Origin of the sequence: Paenibacillus sp. B01, assembly GCF_009649995.1 — a bacterium.
In the GTDB taxonomy this organism is placed as follows: Bacteria; Bacillota; Bacilli; order Paenibacillales; family Paenibacillaceae; genus Paenibacillus_O; species Paenibacillus_O pasadenensis.
The window spans coordinates 4,134,279-4,149,725 of record NZ_CP045802.1; the positions used below are offsets into that span (position 1 = coordinate 4,134,279).

The window sequence follows — 15,447 nt, forward strand, 5'->3', positions numbered from 1 at the left end:
GCGGAAAACGGCTGCTCATTGTTTTTTCCTCACATCGACAAACAGCTCTCCCTTGTGGTCGACCGAGCAGAAAAACACCTGCTTGTAATCCGACACATTGAACTTGCGAAGCTGCTGCTTGAGCCAGAAGCGGTTTTTCTCGAGCCTTTCCAAGCTCTGGTCGAGCACCTTGCCGTCCATGATGAGCGGGATCGGAAGCGTCTCAAAGCGGTAGCTGGCCGGCAGCTTCATTTGAACCGGCTTGTGCTGCACGCCGTCTGCCTTGCGGCTCGCGCCGGAGCCGCCCGCGCTGTCCTGGCCGCCTTGCTCGTCCGCTTCCCCGCCTTTTCCGCCGCCCGCCCCGCTCTCCTCCTGCTCCTTGGGAATGACCGACAGCTTGCCGCTCGTCTCCAAAATCGCAAACTCGACATCCGCTACGCGAGCGATCTGATTTTCCCGCAGCTGCTGCAGCAGATCATCCAGATTGTAGCGCTGCTTCTTCATTTCTTCCGGATCGAGCTTGCCGTCGGCGATAATGACGCTCGGCTTGCCGTCGAACAGCAGCCGGATGCGCCGGTTCTTCATGCCGATATAGGCGATGCCGACCTGCACGGCCATCAGGATGACCATCGGCACGATGCCGTCCAGCAGCGGCCTTTCCGTATCCTCGATGACGAGCACCGCGATCTCCGCGATCATGAACGAGATGACGAGGTCGAAGACGCTCATCTTGCCGATCTCGCGCTTGCCCATCAGCCGCATGATCAGGAACACGACGAAATAAATCAGAACCGTGCGAAGCAGCAAGGATCCAAGGTCCATGACCGGATCGCCTCCCCTCTCTGGCGCTTGCTCATGGGCTATTGTCGCCTTCCCGCCGATCCGCCATGCGGCCCTTGCCGCATCGAAATGTTGGCAATTGCCTCGGTCCGCGCCGCTGCGGCCATGCCGCGACTTGTACTATTTCTGCCGGCTTGGCCATATGGTGGAATAAACCGAACTCTCGGAAGGTGGGGATCCGAATGAATCCGATCAAGACCGTACCTAAAGTAAGGCTCGGCTCGCCGATGCTGGCCGGACTCGTCTTCGCCGCGTTATGGCTCGCCCTCGGCGCGCTGCTCCTGTCGCTGCTCCTCTATGCCGGCAGCCTGAACGAATCGTCGCTGCCGGCATGGTCGCTCGGCATCCATGGCGCGGCCGCGCTGTGCGGCGGCTTCACCTCCGGCAAGCGAAGCGGCTCGAAGGGCTGGTACCATGGCGGGCTGCTGGGCCTCGGCTACGGGCTGCTCGTGCTGATCATCAGCTTTCTGGCGGCGGATGCCGGCATCGGGGCGCGCACGGGCATCCTGTTCCTGATCGTCGCGCTGGCCGGCGCCTTCGGCGGCATGGTCGGCGTCAATTTGCGCAAATAATCTGGAATCAACTGAGAGCCGTGTAAATAACAAGCCGATATGCTATACTTGCTTACGTTCGTCTGCCGGGACCCGCTCGGCCGGCGGCGCATCAGGTTGACCTTTAGGGGGAAGCATATTGGCGATCTTTCATTCCATGAATCAAGTCACGATATATACGATCCTGACCTCGGCCCTGCTCATCGGCTTCGGCACCGGCCGCAATCCGCTGCGGGCGGCCTGGGTGTTCGTCCGCAATTTGGCGACCCGTCCTCGCTACCTGCTGCTGTTCGCCTCTTTGCTGGGCATCTTGTTCTTGAACAAGTTCGAGCTCACGCTCGAAAAGGCGATGAAGCCGCAGCCGGATTTCACGCCGTACATCTTCAGCTTCGAAGGCCGCTTCGTCGAGAACTTCCAGCAGCTGTTCCATGCCGAATGGCTGACGCCGTTTCTTGCCTTCTTTTATATCGTCGTGTTCCAGAGCGTGCTCGTCGCCTCGCTCGGCATCTACATGTTCCGCGACCGTTCAGGCCGGCAGTTCAAGGCGACCTGTTATGCCGTGATGATCAATTATCTCGTCGCCATTCCGTTCTATCTGTTTCTCCCGGTGAAGGAGGTATGGGCGTACGATCCGAACGTCCACTTCTACATGCTGGAGGCATTCCCGGCGTTCGAGTCGATGTATCGCGGCCTGTCGGGCCTCGACAACTGCTTCCCGAGCCTGCATACGTCGATCTCCGTCACGATGGCGCTGCTCGCCGCCCGTTCAGGCAATCGCCGCTGGGCCTGGTTCGCCGGCATCAACGCCGCCATCATTATTTTCACCATCTTCTACATGGGCATCCACTGGCTGACCGACATGCTCGGCGGCCTCGGCCTGGCGGTCTTCTCCGTCGCGCTCGCCTATCGGCTCGCCGACTTGAGCTCGATCCGCAAGCCGCTGCCGACGGTGCAGGGCTGAAGCTTTGCTCGTTCATGGGCCAGCAAGCAGGACCGCGATCCTTCCGCCGCGTGCGGGATGATCGCGGTCCTTTTTTGCGCAGACTCATGCTTTCGCTTGCCTGACCCTCAGAGAAGCTCAGTGGACGGCATTCTCGATCGTGGCGAAATAAGCCCCCCAATGCGGCCGCCGGCCGTCGCGGTCCGTGAAGCCGTACCGATCCGACAGCTCCCATGAGCTGAGCGCGCGGCCGGACAGCTCCTGCCGTCGCGGATCGGCAGCCAGGCATGCGAGCGCCCGCCCGACGAACAGCGGCGTCTCCGATTCGAGGAAATGCGGGTCCTGGCTCGCCGCATCGCGCCAATTTTCCTCCGAGACGCCGAAGTGGTCCAGCATCTCCTCCGAGCGCAGGAAGCCCGGCGTCAGCGACACGGCTGCGGCTCCTGCCGCCTTCCACTCCTCAGCAAGTCCTGCCGCCATATGGATGCCCCAAGCCTTGATCAGGCTGTACGCGAGCTCGCCGCGATAGCGGTAGTCGATGCCGTCTGTGATCTCGGCGATCAGGGCACCGTCCGACAGCGCCAGCAGCGGCGCGGCAAGGTAAGCGGTAATGTAGTGGGTCTCCATGACGGTGCGCTGCATCGCCAGCGCATCGTCAAGCGGGCTTTCCCAGTAGCGCTTGCCCCAGTGGGAACGCTTCTCGCCGCCCCAGATGTCGTTGACGAGAATGTCGAGCCGTCCCTGCTCGCGGCCGATCCGCTCCATGAGCGCCTCCACTTGAGCCGGCACCATATGGTCCGTGCGGACCGCGACCGCCTTGCCCCCGGCCCGCTCGACCCGTTCCGCCGTCTCTTCGATCGTCTCCGGCCTCCCCAGCTCCGAACGCGCCTCGCGCGTCGTCCGGCCGCTGACGTACACGGTCGCGCCGCGCTCGCCGAGCGCCTCCGCGATGCCTCTACCGGCTCCCCTCGTGCCGCCGGCAACGAGCGCGATCCTGCCCTTCAAGTCTTGCTCCGGCTTCCATGTCATGCCCAACCACTCTCCTTCTTTTTTCGCGTTCCCTTCCATCCTAACTTGCGAATAAGCCATCCTCTGTCCTATTCACGAGGATATAATGTAGAAAAGGAGGCTTGGAACCATGACGAGACAGCTGGAGCTGCTGCTCTTGCTTCAGGCAGAAGGCAAAAAAAGCGTGCGCGAGCTCGCCCGGCAGCTTGAAGTATCGCCTCGCACCGTGCAGCGCGACCTCGATGCGCTCTCCGCCGCAGGCGTGCCCGTCGTCGCCGAGCGGGGCGGCGGCGGCGGTTGGAGGCTGATGGAAGGCTATCGCACCCGGCTGACCGGCATGACGGACGCGGAATGGAGAGCGCTGCTGCTCGCCTCCGGCAGCCCGGCCGCTGACGAGCTCGGCTGGTCGGCGGAGCTGGAGAGCGCGCTGCTGAAGCTCAGGGCGGTGCAGCCGAGCGCCTCGCTGCCGCATGCATCCGCGCTGCAGTCGAGGCTGCTGCTCGACGGCGAAGGCTGGACGGCGGCCGAGAAGGAGCAGCCGCATCTCAGCCTGCTCATGGAAGCGGTGCTGCAGGATCGGCGCATCCGCTTCCGCTACGCCTCGCCGGCCGCATCGCCGGCGCCAGCGGCGGCGTCCTCCAGCCCGCTGCCCCGCGAGCGGCTCGCCTGTCCGCTCGGCCTTGTGCGCAAAGGAAGCTCCTGGTATCTCGTCGCCGACGAGCTGGAGAGCGGGCGCCCCGATTCCGCCCCGCAGGAGCCGGTCCGCAAAACGTTCCGCGTCTCGCGGGTGCTTGAAGCAAGGCTCGAGGCGGAAGCTTTCCAGCGTCCGAAGACGTTCGACCTGCCCTCCTGGTGGGCCGCGTCGGTAGCCGACTTCCAGTCGGCGCTGCCGAAGCCGATGACGGCCGGGCTGCTCGTCACTGCGGACGCGCTGGCACGCCTGAAGCGGATGCGCTACGTCAGCGTCGACGAAGGCTCCGTCCGTCTGCGCGAGGGCGCGTCGATCACGGCATCCGGCAGCTGTGCCGGACAGCCGCCGGTGCCTGCCGTCGGCAGCGCCGCAGCAGAGCTGCCGACCGTCTCCGCCGACGGCTCCGCAGGCGAGCCGGACGAGGCGGCTGCGGCGGCTGCGCAAGTCTGGCTGCAGGCCGAAGTCCGCTTCGACACGATGGACTACGCCGCCAGCGTCATCCTGTCGCTTGCTCCCGGGGCGGCCGCGCTGAGCCCCCCGGAGCTGCGCCGCCTCGTTCGAGAGCGCGCGCTGCGGGCCTTCCGCGGCCATGAGGAGCCGCAATAACAAAAAAGGACCAAGCTGAAAATCAGCTTGGTCCTTTTTAAGCCGCCGGCCTCGACGGCCGAAGCCGCCCCATGGCCGGCGATGCAGGCCGATGCGCGCGTTAGAGCGTGCCTTCCGGCTCTACCTTGTCGCTCTTCTCTTCCTTCGCGGCCGCTTTGCTCTCTGCCGGAGCCGGGGCGCTGTTAAGCACCGTGTTGATGGCGCTGCGCTCGAAGGTGATGCGGGTCGTGTCGTTGACGCGAAGCACGACGGTATCGTCAGTCAGCTCGACAATCGTGCCGTGCATGCCGCCGATCGTCGAGATCTTGTCGCCTTTTTTAAGCGCGCCGAGCAGCGCGTTGCGGGCTTTCTGCTTCTTTTGCTGCGGACGGATCAGCAGGAAGTAGAACACCACGAACATGAGGATGAAGGGAAACAGCATCGTCCAGATGTTGCCGCCTCCGGCTTGAGATGCAAGATACATGGAAAGGACCCCTTTCAGTTGCGTGTCGATTCATCCGGCCTCTCGGCCGGATTTCTAGAAGCCTTTTTCGTTGTCGTGCAGGCCGTACATCGTGAAGAACTCATTGCGGAAGTCGAGCAGCCGATCGTCCTGGATCGCCTGCCGCACGCCCCGCATCATCTCCAGCAGGAAATGCAGGTTGTGGTACGTCGTCAAGCGGATGCCGAACGTCTCGTCCGCCTTGATGAGATGGCGGAGATAAGCGCGCGAGTAGTTGCGGCACGTATAGCAGGAGCACTCGGGATCCAAAGGTCCGAAATCCTCCGTATACTTGGCGTTGCGGATATTGACGCGGCCCTGGCTCGTCATCGTCGTGCCGTTGCGCGCGATGCGCGTCGGCAGGACGCAGTCGAACATGTCGATGCCGCGGATGGCGCCGTCGAGCAGCGCGTCCGGCGAGCCGACGCCCATCAGATAGCGGGGCTTGTTCGACGGGAGCAGCGGCACGGTCTCCTCCAGCACCTCGTACATGAGATGCTTCGGCTCGCCGACGCTCAGACCACCAATAGCATACCCCGGAAAATCAAGGGAAGTCAAATCAGCCGCGCTCTGGCGGCGCAGGTCGGCATGCATGCCTCCTTGCACGATCGCGAACAGTCCCTGATCGCCCGGACGGGCGTGCGCCTTGAGGCAGCGCTCGGCCCAGCGCGTCGTGCGCTCGAGCGATTGCTTGATGTAGTCGTACTCCGCCGGATAAGGCGGGCACTCGTCGAACGCCATCATGATGTCCGAGCCGAGCGCGTTCTGGATCTCCATCGCCTTTTCCGGGGAAAGGAACAGCTTGTCTCCGTTCAGATGGGAGCGGAAGTCCACGCCCTCCTCGCGGATCTTGCGCATGTTGCTCAGCGAGAACACCTGGAAGCCGCCGCTGTCGGTGAGGATCGGACGGTCCCAGTTCATGAAGCGGTGCAGGCCGCCCGCCTTGGCGATGAGCTCATGGCCCGGACGCAGCCACAGATGGTACGTATTGCTGAGGATGATATGGGCGTCCATCTGCTTGAGCTCCTCGGGGCTCATCGTCTTGACGGTCGCCTGGGTGCCGACGGGCATGAATGCCGGCGTCTCGATGACGCCGTGCGGCGTGTGGACGCGGCCGAGCCGCGCTCCGGTCTGCTTGCAGGTTTTGATCAGTTCGTAAGTTACAGCCACGGTTCACTCTTCCATTCCTAGTAGATAAACATCGCATCGCCGAAGCTGAAGAACCGGTATTGCTCCCGGACGGCAGCCTCGTAGGCGGCGAGCACGTTCTCGCGGCCGGCCAGCGCGCTGACCAGCATGACAAGGGTCGACTTGGGCAGATGAAAATTCGTCAGCAAGGCGTCCACGGCCTTGAACTCATAGCCGGGGTAGATAAAGATGTCGGTCCAGCCGCTGCAAGCCTGCAATCCGTCCGGATAGCGGGCCGCGACCGTCTCCAGCGTGCGCGCGGACGTCGTGCCGACGGCGACGATGCGGCCGCCGCGCTCGCGCGTGCGGCGCAGCCGGGCGGCCGTCTCCTCGCTCAGCTCGTAATACTCCGAGTGCATCACATGCTCCTCGATCGTATCCGCCGAGATCGGACGGAACGTGCCGAGGCCGACATGAAGCGTCAGCGGCGCGACCTCGACGCCCGCCTGCTGCAGCTCCTGCAGGAAGGACTGGCTGAAATGAAGTCCCGCCGTCGGCGCGGCAGCCGATCCCGCCTGGCGGGAATAGACCGTCTGGTAGCGTTCCCGGTCGTCGAGACGCTCCTTGATGTACGGCGGAAGCGGCATCTCGCCAAGCCGGTCCAGCAGCTCGGGGAAGATGCCTTCGTAAAGGAAGCGGACCGTGCGGCCGCCCATCTCCCCTTCCGCCTCGACGACGGCGCGCAGCAGCGGCTGTCCGTTCTCTCCTTCGCCGAAGGCGACGACGGCTCCGGTCCGCAGCTTCTTGCCGGGCTTGGCCAGCGTCTCCCAAGTATCGCCGTGCAGCTGCTTCAACAGCAGCAGCTCCGCTTTGGCTCCCGTGTCTTCCTTGACGCCGAGCAGACGGGCCGGAATGACCCGCGTGTCGTTGACGACGAGCGTATCGCCTGGACGAAGATAGTCCTTGAGGTCGCGGAACGCATGATGGCCGAGCTCTCCCGTCTTCTTGTCCAGCGTCAGCAGGCGCGAGGCGGTCCGCTCCGCGAGCGGCGTCTGCGCGATCAGATGCTCCGGGAGATGAAAATCGTAGTCTTCTACATTCATAAGGTCAGGATCCGTCCTTAACGAGTTCAATCTCTTTATAGTAGTATTTCAGAATCGCATCGTACGCATACCCTTGCTCGGCGAGGCCTTTTGCTCCGTACTGCGACAGCCCGAGGCCATGGCCGTAGCCCGTGCCGCGGATATACCACGACGCCGCGGAAGCGACGGGACGGATCGAGCCGTCCCCGCCCATGACGTTCAGCGACGCGCCTCCGGAGGAGGAAGCCCTGGCCCCGCCTGCGCCCAGCACCTGCACGGCTGCGCCGGCTTCCTTGGAGCCCGGCTGGCCGCCGCCGCCGAGCAGCGACAGCGACGCCGGCTCGATCCAGAAGCGCGTGCTCGGCAATCCGCCAAGCGCGCCGCGCAGGCTGTCCGGCGACTTGACGCCGAGCTCCTTGCCGTTGACGAGCAGCTTGGTCACGCGGCCCGAAGGTCCGCGCTCGCCGACCTCGAGGCGCGTGATCAGGCCCGAGACCGCCGAAGTCGTCTTGCCCTTCATCGCGTCCACCAGCTGCTGGCTCGTGAACGGCCCCCGGATCCAGTTCATCTCGTTGGACTGGGGCACCGTCTCGAGCACGGTCACTTTGGCTCCCGCGCCGAGCTTCTCGACCGCATCGACGCCGCTTTGGACGAGCGGGATCGGGCGCACGTTCGTATCCGCCGACTTGACGACGGCGGTCTGAGCGGCGGCGCCATTCGTGCCGGACAGCGTCACGGTGTCCGAGCGGACGAAGCCGCTCTTGCCCGACGGCGTCAGCACCCGATGCCAGGAGAGAAGGCCTTTTTCGGAGGTGTCGTCGGGGCTGTCCACGCTAGCCAGATAGGGAACCGGGTTGCCCCACACCTCGGCGGGGTCCGCCGTGCGGCCGCCCGAGCTGGAGGAGAACACCGCCTCGACGGGCTTTCCTCCCGACTTCAGAACGATGCCGGCCGTCGCGTCGACCGCCTGAATCGTCGTCGCCTTTTCGGCCGACGTGCCGTTGTACGCCTGGCTGAGCGTCGTGTCGACGACCTCGGCGATGCCGAAGCCGCTGCCCTGGGCGAGCGCGTAGGAACGGGCGGCGACGGCCTGCGCCTTGAGCGCCTCCGCATGCCAGGAGCCCGGCATCTCGCCGCCGACGACGGAATACAGATACTCTTCGAAATCGAGCTCGTTGATGACGGCGAGCGCGCCGTTGTAGCTGCCGACTTCGACCTGACCTCTGTATGTACGTCCGTACCTCTCGGCAAGTTTCACCGGCTCGGCGCCCGCCGGACGGATGACGGCGAAGGAGCCGGACGGAGCCTGGTACAGCGGCGTCGGCGAGCCCTCCTTCTGGCTGACCGTCAGCTCCTGCCGCTTGATCAGGTAGGCGCCGGCGGAAGCCGGCGCGAGGCCGGCCGCTTCGGCGACGCCCGCCAGCTTGAGCCGGATCGCGTCGAGGCCGGCGGCATCGGCCGCCGCTCCGACGAGCACGGAATAGGACGTGCCGCTCCCGCCCGGGCGAAGCGCCACGAACGTCTCGACGCCGGCCGCGCCGAACGCGCCGGCGGCGGCGAGCGCCTCCGCTTCGGTCGCATAGGCGGCCGTCTCCAGATGAAGCGGACCGCGCACGGCGCCGGCTCCGCCGCCGAACGTCTTGACGGTCGCGTTCTGCATCCACTTGGCGAGCGCCGTCGAAGCCGCGGAGGCGGTCGCATAAGACCCCTCCGTCACCTCGTACGCCGCCATGCCTGCGCGGGACGTCTTTTCCAGCACCGGATTGCCTCCGGCCGACTTGACCGCCTTGGCCACGGCCAGCGCCGCCGAGAAGTCGGCGCTCTGGCCCAGCAGCGCCGAATATCCTTCGGCCATCGCCCGCAGCTCGACGCCTGCCGGAACGGCGTCCAGCAGCCCCGTCTCGCCGTTTTTCTTGACGGCCAGACGCAGCCCGCCCGCCGAGCTCAGCGTAGCGGCAGGCGTCGACAGCGTGTATTTGTTTGGAACCGTGATGAAGATGCCGACCCGGATGGCGCGCCCCGCCTCTCCGTCAGCCATCGCCGCGGAAGGAAGGCATAGGCTTGCCGCCAGCGCGGCCGGACCGAGCCAGGCCGCCGCTTTATATGCTCTCGATCGCTTCATTGGGTCTCCTTTCGATGGTCGCATTCCGCTTCATGTCCGTCGCCGCCCCCGTCGCTTCCGCGCCCCGAAGGCATGGCGCAGTCCGCGCCGCAGCCGTTCGAGACGCGGCCGAACCAGGCGTAGCGGCGGGCCGCGACGTACCGGTAGAGCGCATCGGCGAGCGGCCGCATGCCCGGCAGCCGGTACAGCCAGGCGATGCGGCCGAAGCCGCGCACGGAGCGCAGCGCCCGCACGACCGCAGCGCTGCCGGCGTAGACGGCGCCGTCGCGTGCGACCGCGTGGATCTTCTCCAGCAGCTGCCCGGAGGCGGGAGGCGCTCCGCGGAACAGCCGCTGCAGCTCGTCCTCCGTCAGCTCCTGCACGGCCGCATATCGGATCGGCTCGCTTGGCTTGAGCGCCTGAAGACGATCCACCGCTCCTTGGCAGAGGCGGCAGCCGCCGTCGTAAAGCACCGTCAGCCCGGCATCCGCGCTGCCGCGCCGCCGCTCTCCCGCCGCGCCAGCGGCGCCGGACCGACCTCTCATGGCGCTACTCCGGCACCGGCAAGCCGAGATGCCGGTAGGCGAGCGGCGTCGCCACGCGCCCGCGCGGCGTGCGCTGCAGGAAGCCGATCTGCATCAGATACGGCTCGTACACATCCTCGATCGTCTGGCTTTCCTCGCCGATCGTCGCCGCCAGCGTGTCGAGCCCGACCGGGCCGCCGCGATAATGGGAGATCATCGCCTGCAGCAGCTTGTGGTCGATGCGGTCGAGTCCGAGCGGATCGACGGCGATGAGCGACAGCGCCAGCTCCGCGAGCTCGCTCGTGATGATGCCGTCGCCGCGCACCTGCGCGAAGTCGCGCACCCGCTTGAGCAGCCGGTTGGCGATGCGCGGCGTGCCGCGCGAGCGCAGCGCGATCTCATGCGCCGCTTCGCCGACCATGCGCACGTCCAGAATCTCGGCCGAGCGCGAGATGATGAACGCCAGCTCGTCCGTGCCGTAATACTCCAGCCGGCTGACGACGCCGAAGCGGTCGCGCAGCGGCGCGCTGAGCAGGCCGGCGCGGGTCGTCGCGCCGATCAGCGTGAACGGAGGCAGGTCGAGCCGCACGGAACGCGCGCTCGGGCCTTTGCCGATCATGATGTCGAGGCAGAAGTCCTCCATCGCCGGATAGAGCACTTCCTCGACCGAGCGGTTCAGCCGGTGGATCTCGTCGATGAACAGCACGTCGTTCTCCTGCAGGTTCGTCAGCAGCGCGGCGAGATCGCCCGGACGCTCGATCGCCGGGCCCGACGTCGTGCGCAGGCTGACGCCGAGCTCGTTGGCGATGATGTTCGACAGCGTCGTCTTGCCGAGGCCCGGAGGGCCGTACAGCAGCACGTGGTCGAGCGCTTCCTTGCGCAGCTTGGCCGCCTCGATGAACACCTTGAGGTTGTCCTTCACCTGGGACTGGCCGATATATTCGTTCAGATAGCGGGGGCGCAGGCTGTACTCCACCGCCTGGTCCTCCATCATCAGATTGGCGGAAATGATGCGATCATCCTCCATCTGCTCCCCTCCTCCTGCGCGCTCAGCCCTTGAACAGCTGCTGCAGCGCGCGCTTCATGAGCGCGTCGACGGTCTCGCCGGGCAGCTGGGCGCCGCCCATGCCGGCCCAGGCGCGATCGAGCTCCGCCGCCGTATAGCCGAGCGCGGCGAGCGCCTCGCGCGCCTCGGTCCATGCCTCGCTGCCGGCTCCGGCGACCGTGCCGCCGCCGGAGGCTTCCGCCTCCCACTGCAGCTCGACCGTCTGCACGGCGAGCTGGAGCTTGTCCTTGAGGTCGAGGATCATGCGCTGCGCCGTCTTCTTGCCGATGCCCGGCAGCCGCGTCAGGAAGCTCAGGTCCTCGCGGTGGATCGCGGCGACGACCGCCTCCGGCCGCCCTCCGGCGAGGATGCCGACGGCGACGCGCGGCCCGATGCCGGACACCTCCAGCAGCTGCCGGAACAGCGCCTGCTCCTCGCGCGTCTGGAAGCCGAACAACTGGGCGGCGTCCTCGCGCACATGATGGTGGCAGTACACCGTCACCGCCTCCTCGCTGCGCGCGAAGGCATACGGGTTGGGCGTGTACACGCGGTATCCGATATCGCGGACGTCGATGACGACGGAGTCGGCATCGACCTGGGCGACGCGGCCCTTCACATAATCGATCATCTTCGGCGCACCTCGTTCAATTTGGTCTGGAGGACGGAAAAATGCGCATGGCAGACCGCGACTGCAAGCGCGTCCGCCACGTCGTCCGGCTTGGGAATTTTGGCGAGGCGCAGGAACATGCGCACCATCTCCTGCACCTGGCGCTTCTCGGCCTTGCCGTAGCCGACGACGGCCTGCTTGACCTGCATCGGCGTATATTCGCTGATCGGCAAGCCGCGCTGCGCGGCGGCGAGCAGGATGACGCCCCTCGCCTCGCCGACCGTGAACGCCGTCGTGACGTTGCGGTTGAAGAACAGCTTTTCTACCGCCACGCAGTCGGGCTTGTATGTATCCATGAGCGACGAGGCGGACTCGTACACCTGCTTGAGCCGCAGCTCGTGAGGCGTCCCGGCCTCGGTCTCGATCGAGCCGTACTGCACCGGCGCCAGCTTGCTCCCGTCATTGTCGATGAAGCCGAACCCGGCGATGGCGATGCCCGGGTCAATCCCTAAAATGCGCACCCGCGCCACTCCCTGCCGTCATTTCTGAAAAAAGAAAAAACCCCGATGCCCGGGGTACAGACTCTATCAGTATAGCAAAATAACTCTCTCATGAGAACAAGCGTTTCTCAGAGGAGCTGGCGGAGCCGGCAAAAAGCCCCTGTCTCCAACGAGAGATCAGGGGCTGGCGAAGCCTTGCGGGAAAAGATGCGGAGCGGCAAGGAAAGCCGCCGCGGGGCGCGGATGCCCGCGCAAGCGGTCAATACGTCTGATGCATGGCGCCCTGGCTGACGCCGACCGCGAAGTCGCCGTAGCTCGAGAGCACGCTGTTGTATTCGTCCTTGTCCTCCACCCGGATGCCGCCGAACAGGCGGTCGAGCTCCTCCTTCGGCAGCGAGCTTTCCATATGTTGCAGATCGAGCTGATAGAAGGTCTTGATGACCTTCTCCTCCTCCGGCGGTCCTTCGAAAAGGGTGAGGCTGCCGTCGGCGTCCACGCCGAACGTGGCGCTTCGGCGGCACGCGTCCGACAGATCGTCGATCCATTCCGTCAGCAGCACCTCGCCGCTATCGACCGTAGCGGTCAGCCGGGGCTGCTCCAGCAGCAGCCGATGCACTTCCTCCGCCTCCAGCCGGCCGAGCGGCTGCGTCTCGACGCCGCATAAATATACTTTCCGCAGCACGACGGGAGCGGCCTCGCGGCCTCGAAGGAAAGCGGCCGCCCCTTGATCCGGTTCCATCGCGCCGGCTCCGCCATCCGCCGGCTCGGCCGTCCGGGCAGGCTGAGCCGCCGCGGCTGCAGGCTGAGGCGCGGCGGCGGCCGAAGCAGGCGGATAGCCGGCGAGCAGCAGCGCCGCGCCGGTCGCGGCGCAGGCGAGGCGCAGCGGCAGGCGGCGCAGAGGGTTCCAATTCCGTTTGGGCCACAGGCGGAACAGCTTGAGCATGACATCCTTCACCCTTTCCGGCGCGTTTGCCGTTAGGATGAGCGGATGCTGGAGGAATTATGCATGCATAGCGCTAGCGGCGGTTGATCCACGGCCGGCTGCCCTTGGACTGGCGCACGGTCGGCCTTGCCGCCGAACGGATGACCGCCTTTTTGGCCGGCTTGCGCGGCGACGCCGTGCCGGTCTTGGCCGGCTTCGAAGGCCCTTTGACCGTCAGCCCTCCCGCCGCCGCGGCAGCGGGCTCGGCTTCGCCGGCCTCCTGCTCGCGCTCCCCGCATCCGCAGGGCTGCGCCTGAACCGGGCTCAGCTGCGCCGGAGCGGCGGCCGCGGGCTGGCCGTAGCCGCCCGCATGCAGTCCGGCGGTGGCGCCGGGCCAGGACGGCTGCGCATAGCCCGCTGCCGCTCCGGCAGCCATCGGCGCGCCGTAGCCGCCCTGCCCGGCGGAGGCGGGCAGCGCCGCCTCCGGCTGCCAGGTGCCGCTGCCTCCGTAGCTGTAGGAGCCGCTGAGGCCGGGGGCCCACGGCGCGGCGCCTTGCTCCGCAGCCGCCGGGTAGCCGGCGGCCGCTCCGGCGAATGGCTGGGCCGGATAGCCGCCATAGCCGCCGTAACCGCCGGCATAGCCTTGGCCGCCATAAACCGATGCATACGGATCGCCGTACATCGGCTGGCCGCCCCAAGGAGCGGCGGCAGGCGAGATGCCGGCCGGCCAGCCGCCCGGCTGGCCATAGCCGTCCGCGGCGCCGGCGGCGAACGGCTCGTAAGGAGCGTAAGGCGATCCGTAGCCCGCGCTCTCCGCCCCGAGAACGCCGGAGCCGTAGCCGCCATAGCCGTGGCCAGGGCCGAATGCCGACTCGGCCGCGGCCAACGGCGACGGTCCGCCGTGTCCGGCGTATCCGCCATGGACCGGCTCCGACGAGGCGATCGGCGAAGCGCCGTAGCCGCCGTAGCCGCTAGGGCTGCCGTAACCGCCGTAACCGGAGCCATAGCCGCCCTCTCCAGCGCCCGCGACAAGCCCCGGAATTTCCTGCGAATAGCCCGAGCCGTAAGGGCCGTATCCGCCGTAGCCCGCTCCCGCCGCTCCCGCCGCACCGGCGACCGAGCCCGGAAGCTGCGGCATCTGATAGAGCGGAGCGAAGGCTTCCGTCGCCGGAATTTTCTCCTGCAGGAACGGATGCGCCGTTTCGTTCATTTCCCCGGCCGCGTGGCTATGGCCATAGCCGGATTGGGCTGGAGCGGCGGCGGAAAGCGGCGATGGAGCATAGTCCTTGTGCTCGGAGCCGTACGAACCGTAGGAAGGCTTCTCGACGACGGGCACGACCAGCTCCTCCGTCTGCACGACCGGAGGCGGCGTGACGGGCTCCGCCTGGACCTCCGTCTTTTTCTCGGCTGCCGGCTCAGGGACCGGCGTTTCCTTCGGCGCCGTATTCTTCTTGCCGCCCTCGCCGGATTCCGGCTCCGCCTTGTGCTGCGCGGTGAGCGGCGATGAGGACGGCTTCGGAATATGGACCGTATCGCCTTCCTTGAGCTCGGCCGGATCCACGATTTGCGGATTGGCCTTGATCAGCTCCTGCAGCGAGACGCCCCAAGCCTTCGCCAGCTTCCACAGCGTATCGCCGATCTTCGCCTTGTACTTGTGGATCAGCTCCGGCGCTCCCGGCTTGCTCGCCGATGCCGGCACCTTGACCTTCGTGCCGATCAGGATGTTATGAGGATTCGTCAAGGTCGGATTGAGCTTCTGCAGCTCTTCTACGCTCACCCCGTATTTCTGGCCGATCAGGTACAGCGTGTCGCCCTTCTTCACGATATGGATTTTCACTTTGCCGACTCCCTCCTCTTCGCATGCTTGCGAATGCGGCGGCTGCCCGCCCATCTGCCCGTCGTTACATCGTATGCAGCGACTAGGCATCTGCCACCCTTTTCCGCAAAATAATCCAAGCCCCGCGCGCATTGCAAAAAAAAGAGCGCTCCGTCGGAGCGCCTGAACGGCGAAGCGAAAGCTACTCTTCCTCGTCTTTCTTTTTGCCTGGCTCCGGCTCGAAGCCGAAGCTGACCTTCCGCGGCAGCTGCCGCCCTTCCGCTTGAAACTTTGCATAGGCTTCCCGGATGTCGGGCACCGCTTGCCGAACCGTCAGGAGAAAGCCGCGCAGCATGCCCGCCAGCGCCTCCAGCCGCTCCTCCTCCCATCCGTCCCAATCGCCGCTTGCCAGCTCCGGCACCTCTCCGATCCATGACCTTCCCGCCGTCTGACGCCACTTCTCCCGCTCCTGCTCCGTCATCGACCCGTAGAGGCTGTCGATCTCCGCGATCCGATCGCTGCGCTTGTCCATCTCTTCCTCTCCTCCTGCCGTTGTGATCGTTGGAATAAAAAAAGCGCCCGACCAGCCCCTCAGGCCGAATGGACGCTTTCTCTTGTCGAATAAC

General features: G+C 65.9%; 16 protein-coding genes. 3 read left to right on the plus strand and 13 right to left on the minus strand.

Features of this window, described 5'->3' with window-relative positions:
- Positions 1-15 precede the first annotated feature (15 nt).
- Positions 16-801: a DUF421 domain-containing protein gene (locus tag GE073_RS17730; RefSeq protein WP_028597527.1), complete on the minus strand. Its 786-nt coding sequence runs from the start codon at positions 799-801 to the stop codon at positions 16-18.
- Between the two features lie 200 nt (positions 802-1,001).
- On the opposite strand from GE073_RS17730, the gene GE073_RS17735 reads away from it, so the two are divergent.
- Together GE073_RS17735 and GE073_RS17740 are read left to right on the plus strand one after the other, a co-directional pair.
- Positions 1,002-1,391, plus strand: a complete 390-nt coding sequence (locus tag GE073_RS17735; RefSeq protein ID WP_028597526.1) for a TIGR04086 family membrane protein — start codon at positions 1,002-1,004, stop codon at positions 1,389-1,391.
- A gap of 136 nt (positions 1,392-1,527) precedes the next feature.
- Positions 1,528-2,331 (plus strand): phosphatase PAP2 family protein, encoded by an 804-nt coding sequence (locus GE073_RS17740; protein WP_101808235.1) that lies wholly within the window; start codon positions 1,528-1,530, stop codon positions 2,329-2,331.
- Between the two features lie 117 nt (positions 2,332-2,448).
- On the opposite strand, the gene GE073_RS17745 is transcribed toward GE073_RS17740, so the two are convergent.
- The gene (locus GE073_RS17745) at positions 2,449-3,339 is read right to left on the minus strand and encodes an SDR family oxidoreductase (protein ID WP_028597524.1); all 891 of its coding nucleotides are present in this window, start codon (positions 3,337-3,339) and stop codon (positions 2,449-2,451) included.
- Positions 3,340-3,448: 109 nt separating this feature from the next.
- Here GE073_RS17745 and GE073_RS17750 point away from each other — a divergent pair, with 109 nt between their 5' ends.
- Complete coding sequence (locus GE073_RS17750; RefSeq protein ID WP_153783992.1) at positions 3,449-4,615, plus strand: helix-turn-helix transcriptional regulator; 1,167 nt, start codon at positions 3,449-3,451, stop codon at positions 4,613-4,615.
- Positions 4,616-4,715: 100 nt separating this feature from the next.
- On the opposite strand, the gene yajC is transcribed toward GE073_RS17750, so the two are convergent.
- From yajC to GE073_RS17805, 11 genes are all read right to left on the minus strand, one after another.
- Positions 4,716-5,078, minus strand: a complete 363-nt coding sequence (gene yajC / locus GE073_RS17755; protein ID WP_043110898.1) for a preprotein translocase subunit YajC — start codon at positions 5,076-5,078, stop codon at positions 4,716-4,718.
- A 54-nt stretch (positions 5,079-5,132) separates the two neighbouring features.
- Positions 5,133-6,266, minus strand: a complete 1,134-nt coding sequence (gene tgt, locus GE073_RS17760) for a tRNA guanosine(34) transglycosylase Tgt (RefSeq protein WP_028597523.1) — start codon at positions 6,264-6,266, stop codon at positions 5,133-5,135.
- Between the two features lie 17 nt (positions 6,267-6,283).
- Positions 6,284-7,327, minus strand: a complete 1,044-nt coding sequence (gene queA, locus GE073_RS17765; RefSeq protein ID WP_153783993.1) for a tRNA preQ1(34) S-adenosylmethionine ribosyltransferase-isomerase QueA — start codon at positions 7,325-7,327, stop codon at positions 6,284-6,286.
- Positions 7,328-7,331: 4 nt separating this feature from the next.
- Positions 7,332-9,428, minus strand: a complete 2,097-nt coding sequence (locus tag GE073_RS17770; protein WP_153783994.1) for a SpoIID/LytB domain-containing protein — start codon at positions 9,426-9,428, stop codon at positions 7,332-7,334.
- The gene (locus GE073_RS17775; protein ID WP_153783995.1) at positions 9,425-9,952 is read right to left on the minus strand and encodes a thiol-disulfide oxidoreductase DCC family protein; all 528 of its coding nucleotides are present in this window, start codon (positions 9,950-9,952) and stop codon (positions 9,425-9,427) included. Before GE073_RS17775 ends, GE073_RS17770 begins: the two co-directional genes overlap by 4 nt.
- A gap of 4 nt (positions 9,953-9,956) precedes the next feature.
- Positions 9,957-10,958, minus strand: a complete 1,002-nt coding sequence (gene ruvB / locus GE073_RS17780) for a Holliday junction branch migration DNA helicase RuvB (protein ID WP_028597520.1) — start codon at positions 10,956-10,958, stop codon at positions 9,957-9,959.
- A 22-nt stretch (positions 10,959-10,980) separates the two neighbouring features.
- Positions 10,981-11,604: a Holliday junction branch migration protein RuvA gene (gene ruvA / locus GE073_RS17785; protein ID WP_153783996.1), complete on the minus strand. Its 624-nt coding sequence runs from the start codon at positions 11,602-11,604 to the stop codon at positions 10,981-10,983.
- Positions 11,601-12,104, minus strand: a complete 504-nt coding sequence (gene ruvC, locus GE073_RS17790; RefSeq protein ID WP_153783997.1) for a crossover junction endodeoxyribonuclease RuvC — start codon at positions 12,102-12,104, stop codon at positions 11,601-11,603. Before ruvC ends, ruvA begins: the two co-directional genes overlap by 4 nt.
- A gap of 238 nt (positions 12,105-12,342) precedes the next feature.
- Positions 12,343-13,026, minus strand: a complete 684-nt coding sequence (locus tag GE073_RS17795) for a BofC C-terminal domain-containing protein (protein ID WP_153783998.1) — start codon at positions 13,024-13,026, stop codon at positions 12,343-12,345.
- Positions 13,027-13,099: 73 nt separating this feature from the next.
- Complete coding sequence (locus GE073_RS17800; RefSeq protein ID WP_043110897.1) at positions 13,100-14,842, minus strand: LysM peptidoglycan-binding domain-containing protein; 1,743 nt, start codon at positions 14,840-14,842, stop codon at positions 13,100-13,102.
- 181 nt (positions 14,843-15,023) lie between these two features.
- Positions 15,024-15,353: a hypothetical protein gene (locus GE073_RS17805; protein WP_028597517.1), complete on the minus strand. Its 330-nt coding sequence runs from the start codon at positions 15,351-15,353 to the stop codon at positions 15,024-15,026.
- Positions 15,354-15,447: the final 94 nt, after the last annotated feature.